Raw genomic sequence first — 9,509 nt, forward strand, 5'->3', positions numbered from 1 at the left:
GGCTCCGTTTCTTCGTAATTATTCCATTTCCTCTTCCCCTTCTTTTTTCACTCGGGTATGCAAAGGCAATCGTCCCGCTTTGCGCACTGCTTCTCGCAGCAGAAATTCTATGTGCGTATTTACGCTCCGAAACTCATCCGCGGCCCAGCCTTCCAACGCTTCATACAGCTTCGGATCTATGCGAAGGAGAAATTTTTTCTTTTGCGACATGGATTAGTATATTGATCCTGAATTAATAACCGGCTGGGCGGAACGTTCGGACACAATGGCTACCATCAAATTATTAATCATAGCCGCCTTTCTTTCCTCGTCTAACTCGAAGCCTTCTCTTTGCAGCTCTTCAATCGCCATCTGCACCATACCAACCGCCCCTTCCACGATGCGTGCCCTGGCAGAAACGATAGCGGAAGCCTGCTGACGCTGCAGCATTGCATTGGCAATTTCCGTGGCATAGGCCAGATGTGTCAGTCGGGCTTCTATTACTTCTACACCGGCTACCGCCAGGCGGGATTGCAGTTCCTGCGCCAGCTCACTTGCAATTTCATCTGTATTTCCGCGCAGAGAATGTCCTTCGTTATCGAAATTATCATACGGATAGCGGCTGGCGACATAACGCAACGCAGTCTCGCTCTGAATCTCAACGAATTGCTCGTAATTGTCCACATCGAACATCGCTTTGGCCGAATCGATCACTTTGAATACGACGACGGCGGCGATTTCAATTGGATTGCCGTCTACATCATTTACTTTTAGCCGTTTGCTGTTGAAGTTGCGCACCTTCAATGAAACTTTGCGACGTACCGCAAACGGAACGCCTAGCCACAATCCACTCCGACGCACAGAACCTAAATAATGACCGAAGAAAATAAGCACCGTCGCCTGGTTAGGCTGTACAATAAATATTCCGCTCGCTGCAACAACAGACAAAAAAATGCACAAAAAGCCCAGGATAGGGCTTTGAACCATAACAAGAAAATAGAGTCCACCAGCAAGCAGCGCCAAAATCAGCAACAGCCCTATAAAACCGTTTATTGCCCACGCCTGCTTCTCGTTCATGTTAGCATCTCCTTTACCCAAAAATATAGATATCATTATGATATCATAATGATATCATCTTTATATTTAATTGTAAATATCATTAGCAAACCACTGATTATGTCATATTTTCTAACAAAAGAATAAAGATAATAGTCTGAAATATGTTATAGTTAAAATCAAAAACAGGGCAGGAGGAAAGGAGAGGTCAGATTGTCTTACAAGGATAGGAAAGTAATTACGATCGGGATTGTCAGCGAACTAACTGGCTTATCGGAAAGGCAAATCCGTTATTATGAAGAAAGAAAACTGATCAGGCCCGAACGCACGCCCGGTGGCACGCGTAAATTCTCCTTCGCTGACGTAGAGAAGCTGGTGCAAATCGCCAATCATATGGAAGACGGTTTGCAAACCTCAGAAATTCGCCGTATGGAACAAAAGGCTCTTCGCAAAGATAAAGAGCTGCGCGAACGCATGCTTCGCGGTCAGCTCAATGCCGCTTTCCCGCAACGCAACAAATAAAAAAGACCCTCGCCACTGCTTATCGCAGACCGAGGGTTTCTTTTTGCATTGTCGTTTGGATTCAGCTAATCTTCCTCCTTTGCGCAAATGTCTGGTGGCGATATTTCGCCGCTTCCTCGTCAAACGCATAGGCCGGGAACGAAGGATACCCGAAGTCTATGATGTCTTCCCATACACCGCCCATGTTAAATCCTTTCGTCTGATGCGTACAACCTTTCTCGGCGCAGCATAGTGGACATATCATGTTCATTCTCAGCCTCCGTTTGAGTGGATTTCGTTTTCTCTTTCTGTTTTTACCGTACCGCTTTTTACCCTCATATACAGGGAATTTGTCACATTATATAACGCGCTTTTTGGAAATAAAGATTTTATCCGTCAGATTATATAACGGATTGACTGAGAAGGCTCTGTTTTTCCTGTATGATGAAAATACATCATTTACAGAAGATGAGGGGTTTCCAATGAGACTTGTGCTGCAAATCGGTCTGCTGGCCTTACTGTATCTACTCGGCAGCGCTCTTGCCTCCTACTTTCACCTCCCTCTGCCTGGCAGTATCCTCGGTATGCTGCTTCTTTTCTTCGCACTGCTTCTGGGCGTTTGTAGAATGAGTTGGATAGAAGAGGGAGCCGTACTGCATTTGAAGCATATTACACTCCTGTTTATTCCTCCGATTATCAATGTCGTTCAATACACGGGAATTTTTCGAAAGGAAGGCGCAAAACTTCTTATTGTTTTAGGTATCAGTAGCTTTATCGTTCTTCTCGTCACCGCCTATGCGGCGGAATGGTACGAAAAAATCAAAAGGAGGCATTCGAATGGAGATATGGATGGTTAATACCTCATTTTGTACAGCGATTACTATTCTTAGCTACGTTATCGGATGGAAGGTATTCCACAGGTTCGGAAAATCATGGTTGAATCCCCTCTATACGGTAACCATGCTAATCCTTTGCCTCCTCTCTGTTTTTCCCGTCGAAGTACAGCAGTATGCTGCGGGAACAGATTTGTTTACTTTCCTGCTGGGAACGGCAACCGTATCACTGGCAGTACCGCTCTACAAACAATTACATTCGCTGAAACAATACCTCCCCGTTATTATCGGCGGCGTTTTTATCGGTACGCTTGCCGGCATCCTTTCCGCCTCACTGCTGGCTAAAGGACTGCATTTGAGCAAGGCGATTGTTCTATCACTCATCCCGAAATCGGTGACATTGCCAATTGCAATATCCGTCTCTGATACGCTGGGAGGCGTTCCTTCGCTAACCGTTCTCTTTGTGATTCTGTCTGGTATTCTCTCGCTTACGATAGGGCCTTTCCTGCTTGCACGGCTCGGCATCAAGAGTCGGATAGCCCGCGGATTGGCGCTTGGTACATCCGCACAAGCACTGGGAGCAGGGCGCGCCATGGAATGGGGAGAAACGGAGGGGGCAATGGGAAGCGCAGCAATGAGTATGGCGGCACTTTGTATGGCTTTACTGGCACCTTTTCTGACATTCTTCTCTCTATCCTAAAAAAGCTTGTTAGGGAATCTAACGAATTTGCTTACAATAAAGAGGGGGTCATTATAATAAAGATATCACCATCACACTCAGGTGTATCTCTCTCCTAATAAACTCCCCTCTAATTGCCGCAGCGTCCGCTCTCCGACGCCGCGGCCTTTTTTATGGGATAGAAAAGATCGGCAATAATCTTCCTCCTCGAAATACCCGGATGTTTTGCCGATCCGACCGAAAAGTCCGGCCAACCGTTCTTCGATTTGCAGTTCCGTTAGCTTCATTCATCTACCTGCTTTCCTTCATTCTGTATTCTTAGGCGCGCTGCTCTGTCGAATCGGAAGCGCTCAGCAAAGCCATGCCGTTCCCAATCAGTTCTTTGTTTTCCGCTTTCTCCGCCAACTTTTCCAACTGCCCACGCAGACAGCGATTCCACTCGGGTAGAATGTTTTTGTCTGTAATTATCTCCAGAATTTCAAGGCGCAAGAGCCAATCTTCCGGATACTCGGCATCCAGCGTTTTCGCGATAAGAGGAAGCTCTTTTGCCGCTCTGTCATCTTCCAGGCCTCCTTCTCGAATGTCACGTACTGCTTGGTACAGCCCATGCAGTTTGCGCTCCTTTTCGCTCCATTGCGGGCGCGCTTTGGTAAGCGCTGATTTTTTGTCGGTATGCGCGGAGAATTTTTCTTTGTCGGCCGCACCGGAGAACACGGAGACGATCTTTGCACCGACCGCCATATCATACACACCCCACTCAGGCTCGAACAGCGTATTCCCGTCCACTCTTTTAACTGTACAGTTCTCAAAACCGATAAGGATAACTTTGCCCTGGTAGCGTTGTACGTATTTGACCGTGCCGGCAACGCGGATACCCGATTCGAACTCCAGATTAGCTTGCTGCCCGACTACAATATGAAGCCCCGTTAGCTGCTCTTCCGTCATCTCCTCGAGCGGCGTAGCCTCCCCTCTCAAACGTCCAATCGGAGCACCAAAGCCGTCTTTGTGGTAGTCTTTACCATGGCCGGGAAGCTCTGTGTTTTCCACCGCCAACGCAGTCGGACCTGTCAGTTGCAAATATACGGCTTCATCGCTGTCATCGTATTCCAAGCGCGTAATAATACCGGTAACCTGCAGGCCGGAGCTGTAGACAGCGGTGGCGATGTTCTCGGACTTAATGGCTTTTATCAAGCTCTCCGTGCCGCCGACGGAACAGGCAAGGCGCTTCTCCAACTCTTTTACCGCTTCAATAAGTTCGTCAAAGTCACGGCAGACAAATAATTGCGGCTGATAATCGGTAATATCATATCCGGTCGCAATGCAGGCATCGAGGGAGAACGGCAGCTTTTTCACGTCAGACTTCAGGCAGCGTTTGCTTTCGCCTACTGAAGACAGCAGACCCGCACCGTAAATCTGCGGATTCTCCGGCGTACCGATAAGCCCGTATTCTACCGTCCACCAGTACAGGCGGGATACCAGCTGAATTTCCGATACCTCGACTACCGCCTCCTGGGCTTCTTTTAGCCGCTGCTCCGCTTCTGCAATCTGATCCGCGGTCGCCATAGGATCTTCTTTTACCATGGAAAGATAACGAATTGCTTCATACAAATCATAATCTTCTTTTGTCGACATTGCTTTCGCGCCCAGCGCACCGATAAGCTTCACATAGGAAGCATATTTCGTATCCTTCAAAATTGGTGCATGTCCGGCCGCCTCGTGCAGAATATCAGGTGTCGGGGTATAGGCAATATGCTCATGTGTCCGGATATCGGTCGCAATCGGCAGGATGCCGTGCGCCTGAAAATCCATAAACGCAGCGGAAGAAAGAAAGCCGTCAATCGTAACCGCTCCCCAGCCATACTTGGCCATGCACTCGTCCATCGCTTCAATGCTTGGAATCGCTTCCACATCAATTCCTGACGAGCGCAGGCCATCGATATAGGCGGCATGAGCCCGTTCCCCGAGAAATGCACGGTTTTGCCGCATTACATAACGCCAGACCGCCTGGTTAATCGGCGTATACCTCTCATACTCCTGATCTACGACAAACTCACGCAGGTGAGAAGGAATATTCATTACAAGGCCTCCTCTTTTGCTTTATATGGATTTTTTTAAATAAATCCATAACATTTCTCCTTGCCGCAGTGGGTTATTTAATTCGGTTGCTTTTTACGCTCCAATACAAACGTATCCGCTACAGCCCGACTGTAGACCTGCCCTGACAGGCGGCCGATCGGCTGCAGCTTCTCCGTGTCAATCTTGCCGTCAAAATACAAATCATCTTTCACATGAATATTTACGACCTGCCCGATGACGAGGCTTCCTCCGCCGGGTTTATCACCAAAGTTCAACACATCATGGAGCACGCATTCGAGCTGCACGTCACTTTCTGCTACGCGCGGCGGCTTGATGATGTGACTGCTTACTTTTGTCAGCCCGGCCGCTTCAAATTCGTCGACATCAGGTGGATATTCAATGGCACAATCGTTCATTTGTTCTACAATCTTTTCACCGACGATGTTTACTACGAATTCGCGTGTCGCTTCAATGTTAGTAAGCGTGTCTTTGCGCGCGCCGTCCGTACCGCGACGCATCGGAGAGAAGCAGATCATCATCGGCTCGGCGGAAATCGCGGTAAAAAAACTGAACGGGGCCAGATTGGCTTGACCAGCTTCATTTATAGTCGAAACAAAAGCGATGGGGCGCGGTAAAATGGAGCCGATCATCAGCTTGTAGGCCTCATTCCAGGGAAGCGTGCTTGGTTCGATGTTCATGGAAAGCCCCTCCTTTATTTTTGCGGCAGCCAGCTATACATATAGCCGCTGTCTTCGTAGTCTTGTGCTTGCTTTACCACACGGAGCGGACGGAATGTATCGATCATGACCGCCAATTCCTTGGTGTCCTTCTTGCCGATGCTTTCTTCCATCTTGCCCGGGTGCGGACCGTGCGGCAGCCCGCTCGGATGCAGGGTAATCGATCCTTCTTCAATGCCGCGGCGGCTCATAAAATCGCCGTCTGCATAATAGAGCACTTCATCGCTCTCTACGTTGCTGTGTACATAAGGAGCCGGAATCGCTTCCGGATGATAATCGTACAGGCGAGGCACAAAAGAACAAACGACGTAATTCCGCGCTTCGAAAGTCTGGTGGACCGGCGGCGGCTGATGGACGCGCCCGGTAATTGGCTCGAAATCATGGATACTGAATGCATAGGGATAAAGATAGCCATCCCACCCAACCGCATCAAGCGGATGAAAGTCGAACAGGTATGAGGTCAGCATACCCTGGGCACGCACTCGCACTTCGAACTCGCCTTTCTCATCCTTCGGTTCAAGCTTCTCGGGTGTCCGAAAATCGCGCTCACAATACGGAGAATGCTCCAGCAGTTGGCCATATTCATTGCGGTATCGCTTAGGCGGCACAATCGCGGAATTGGACTCCACCACCAGGAAGCGCGCTTCATCCGACTCAAGAACAACACGGTACGTTGTGCCGATAGGAATGATGATATAGTCGCCCGGATAGAAAGACAGCTCGCCGAAGATACTTTCAATCTTTCCTTTTCCCTCATGAACAAACAGCATTTCGTCGCCTTCTCCATTTCGGTAGTAATACGGCATCTGTTCGGTCGGGCGGGCTACGCCAATGGCCAGATCGTCATTGGCCATCAGAATTTTCCGTGCTTCATAGAAGTCACCGCCCGCTTCCGTGTTCCATGTACGGAAATGCCGATGTTTCAGCCCATCTTTTTCTTCGAACTCAAGAACAATATCTTTGAGCTTTTTCACTTCCCGTACCTGAGTCGGCGGATTGATATGATAAATGAGCGACTGAATTCCGGAGAATCCCTTGGTGCCCATCAATTGCTCATAATACAGTCCACCGTCCGGCTTGCGGAACTGCGTGTGACGCTTATGCGGGATATTCCCCCTCTTCACATAATGCGGCATTCCAACTCCCCCTCTTTTTATAGCATAACTTCACGCAGTGTCTGGATGAATGCTTCGTTCTCGAAAAATAATCGAGTCCAATGTTTGCTGCTTCCTGTTCTATGTACCGCCATCCTGCCTTAGACGATTTCGTTGCGGAGTACGCCCAGCCTTTCGATGGAGAGCTCGACGATATCCCCTTTTTGCAGCCAGCGGTGTATATCGGTGCCCAGCTCGAGAATGCATCCGGTTCCCACCGTACCGGAACCAAGCACATCCCCCGGATAGAGCATGCAATCTTCAGACGCCCGCTCAATCATCTGTGCAAATGAGAAGTACAATGTTTGCATATTTCCCCGGGATAATAAACGTCCATTGACCGACGCTTTCATCTCAATGTTGTAATGTTCACCGCTGCGACGATCTTCCAGTTCGTCTTTCGTTACCAGATACGGTCCCATCGAAGTAGCGAAATCTTTGCCTTTTGCCGGTCCCAACCCTACCTTTACTTCTTCCCGCTGGATATCACGCGCGCTCCAGTCATTAAGAATCATAAAGCCTTCAATATAATCAAGCGCTTCTTCACGCTTAATATTGCGTCCTTCTTTACCAATGACACAGGCGACCTCCAATTCATAATCCAACCATTCGGTGTATCTCGGTTTCTCTACCGGCTCACCAGGCCCTTTTATCGCAGATGCATTCGAGAAATAAAAAACGGGAAAATGATACCATTCAGGCACCATGTCTAATCCCCGCTTTTCCCGTGCGGTTTTGACATGTTCCTCAAATGCATAGAAATCCCGAAAACTGTTCGGCCGTGGCAGCGGTGCCGCAAACTTCACTTCCGCTTCCTTTCCTACAGCAGGAAAGGACAGGGGCGTTTCTTTCGTCAGCGAAAGCAACCACTGTTTCACTTCTTGCGGAAGGTTCAGATAATCAAGCAGAGAAACGGGAGGGGAGATGGTCTCCCCTCTCATCTCTGTTAGGTAGCGGTAGGTCTCTTCCATGTCATATACGTTTTTGTCCTGAATCCAGCCCGCTCTTATTGTTTGATTGCCCGGTACATAGTAGCTAATGAGTTTCATTAGATGTTGCCTCGACGCTCTTGCTCACGTTCGATGGATTCGAAAAGCGCTTTGAAGTTCCCGTCGCCGAAACCAAGGGCACCTTTACGCTGGATGATCTCGATAAACAATGTCGGGCGGTCCACAACCGGCTTTGTGAAAATCTGCAGTAAATAGCCTTCGTCGTCGCGGTCGACAAGGACGTTCAACTCCTGTAACTTTTTTAAGTCTTCATCAATTTCTCCTACACGGTTCGTTAAGCCTTCATAGTACGTGTCCGGTGTGTAGAGGAATTCGACGCCATTCTCTTTAAGGGCTTTTACGGTAGCGATAATGTCGTTAGTCAGCAAAGCCAGATGCTGTACACCAGGTCCTTTATAGAAATCAAGATATTCTTGAATCTGGGATTTGCGCTTGCCCTCCGCCGGTTCATTAATCGGAAACTTAATACGTCCCGTGCCATTCGTCATTACTTTGGACATTAAAGCGGAGTACTCTGTAGAAATGTCTTCATCATCAAATTGCTTAAGTACATTAAAGCCGAATACTTTTTCGTAGTAAGACGCCCATTCATCCATTACTTCTACATTGCCTACGATATGGTCAATGCCTACAAGGCCGGTGGATGCAGATGGGATGTCGAATTCGGCAGGTTGATAGCCTGGCAGGAAAATGCCGTTGTAATCTGCTTTTTCGATCAGCGTGTGAATGGTATCACCGTATGTACCAATCACCGCTTTTTTCACCAGACCGTTTTCGTCGCTTTCGGTCCACGGTTCACGGATGGCGATAGCCCCGCGCTCTACAGCGCCTTTGTACGTTTCTTCTACGTTTTCCACTTTCAGCGCAATATCTTTTGCACCTTCACCGTGCAGCTTTACAAATTCAGCGACATCCGTATTATCCTCCAACGTTCCTGTCAAAATAAGGCGGATGCTCCCCTGCTCAAGCACGTAAGATACACGGTCCCGGCATCCGGTTTCCAGACCGCGATAAGCTTTTACTTTAAAACCGAACGCACGGCAATAATAATACGCTGCTTGCTTGGCATTCCCCGTATAAATTTCTACATGATGAATATCCTGTACAGGAAAGATTTCTTCTTTTGTCAGTTTTTTAGTGTCAAACAGTTCTTTAGACATATCATTCCCTCCCAATATAAATAAGATATTAGTTTATTATAAATATTTATTCCTAAATAATCTTATTAATCAAAATAATATGATATTTTATTATTTATCGCAAACGCTTACATTAACGCGTATATACTGTACAACACTAAAGTTAAACACAATTGATATAGGTATTACATTGCCTAAAAAAATTTATTAGTAAACAAAAACACTTGTGGTACGAAGGAAAAGATAGAAAAGAACGAGAGGATGATTTCAATAAGAAAAAGGCGAAAGCCTTTTTCTTCCTTAGATCTTTTTATCTCTATCCTCTCCTTCTTTCCTCATGATTTT

General features: G+C 47.6%; 12 protein-coding genes. 3 read left to right on the forward strand and 9 right to left on the reverse strand.

The genetic code is table 11. The features are described 5' to 3' along the window. Positions 1-18: 18 nt before the first annotated feature. Complete coding sequence (locus tag B2899_RS14065) at positions 19-210, reverse strand: hypothetical protein (RefSeq protein ID WP_146810030.1); 192 nt, start codon at positions 208-210, stop codon at positions 19-21. A 3-nt stretch (positions 211-213) separates the two neighbouring features. Further along, positions 214-1,056 (reverse strand): SPFH domain-containing protein, encoded by an 843-nt coding sequence (locus tag B2899_RS14070; protein ID WP_146810029.1) that lies wholly within the window; start codon positions 1,054-1,056, stop codon positions 214-216. 192 nt (positions 1,057-1,248) lie between these two features. Here B2899_RS14070 and B2899_RS14075 point away from each other — a divergent pair, with 192 nt between their 5' ends. After that, the gene (locus tag B2899_RS14075) at positions 1,249-1,557 is read left to right on the forward strand and encodes a MerR family transcriptional regulator (RefSeq protein ID WP_146810028.1); all 309 of its coding nucleotides are present in this window, start codon (positions 1,249-1,251) and stop codon (positions 1,555-1,557) included. 61 nt (positions 1,558-1,618) lie between these two features. Here the strand turns inward: B2899_RS14075 and B2899_RS14080 are convergent, their stop codons facing one another. Beyond that, complete coding sequence (locus tag B2899_RS14080) at positions 1,619-1,807, reverse strand: hypothetical protein (RefSeq protein WP_146810027.1); 189 nt, start codon at positions 1,805-1,807, stop codon at positions 1,619-1,621. Positions 1,808-2,018: 211 nt separating this feature from the next. On the opposite strand from B2899_RS14080, the gene B2899_RS14085 reads away from it, so the two are divergent. Continuing rightward, positions 2,019-2,393 carry a CidA/LrgA family protein gene (locus B2899_RS14085; protein ID WP_170230236.1) on the forward strand — a complete coding sequence of 125 codons (375 nt, stop codon included), beginning with the start codon at positions 2,019-2,021 and terminating at the stop codon, positions 2,391-2,393. Beyond that, the gene (locus tag B2899_RS14090; RefSeq protein ID WP_170230235.1) at positions 2,374-3,069 is read left to right on the forward strand and encodes an LrgB family protein; all 696 of its coding nucleotides are present in this window, start codon (positions 2,374-2,376) and stop codon (positions 3,067-3,069) included. Before B2899_RS14085 ends, B2899_RS14090 begins: the two co-directional genes overlap by 20 nt. A 77-nt stretch (positions 3,070-3,146) precedes the next feature. Here B2899_RS14090 and B2899_RS14095 read toward each other — a convergent pair whose 3' ends face one another. The 6 genes from B2899_RS14095 to hppD all read right to left on the reverse strand — a co-directional run bounded on the left by B2899_RS14095 (position 3,147) and on the right by hppD (position 9,185). Further along, positions 3,147-3,335: a hypothetical protein gene (locus B2899_RS14095; RefSeq protein ID WP_146810024.1), complete on the reverse strand. Its 189-nt coding sequence runs from the start codon at positions 3,333-3,335 to the stop codon at positions 3,147-3,149. A 31-nt stretch (positions 3,336-3,366) separates the two neighbouring features. Further along, positions 3,367-5,124 carry an aromatic amino acid hydroxylase gene (locus B2899_RS14100; protein WP_286886649.1) on the reverse strand — a complete coding sequence of 586 codons (1,758 nt, stop codon included), beginning with the start codon at positions 5,122-5,124 and terminating at the stop codon, positions 3,367-3,369. Between the two features lie 77 nt (positions 5,125-5,201). After that, entirely contained in the window at positions 5,202-5,822 is a 621-nt protein-coding gene (locus B2899_RS14105; RefSeq protein ID WP_146812398.1) for a flavin reductase family protein, read from the reverse strand. A gap of 14 nt (positions 5,823-5,836) precedes the next feature. Next, the gene (locus B2899_RS14110) at positions 5,837-6,997 is read right to left on the reverse strand and encodes a homogentisate 1,2-dioxygenase (protein ID WP_146812399.1); all 1,161 of its coding nucleotides are present in this window, start codon (positions 6,995-6,997) and stop codon (positions 5,837-5,839) included. A 119-nt stretch (positions 6,998-7,116) separates the two neighbouring features. Beyond that, the gene (locus B2899_RS14115; protein ID WP_286886651.1) at positions 7,117-8,064 is read right to left on the reverse strand and encodes a fumarylacetoacetate hydrolase family protein; all 948 of its coding nucleotides are present in this window, start codon (positions 8,062-8,064) and stop codon (positions 7,117-7,119) included. Continuing rightward, complete coding sequence (hppD, locus tag B2899_RS14120; RefSeq protein ID WP_146812401.1) at positions 8,064-9,185, reverse strand: 4-hydroxyphenylpyruvate dioxygenase; 1,122 nt, start codon at positions 9,183-9,185, stop codon at positions 8,064-8,066. The genes B2899_RS14115 and hppD overlap by 1 nt, the downstream gene beginning before the upstream one ends. Positions 9,186-9,509: the final 324 nt, after the last annotated feature.

The sequence above is a fragment of the Aneurinibacillus sp. UBA3580 genome, from assembly GCF_002375825.1.
Classification (GTDB): domain Bacteria; phylum Bacillota; class Bacilli; order Aneurinibacillales; family Aneurinibacillaceae; genus Aneurinibacillus; species Aneurinibacillus danicus.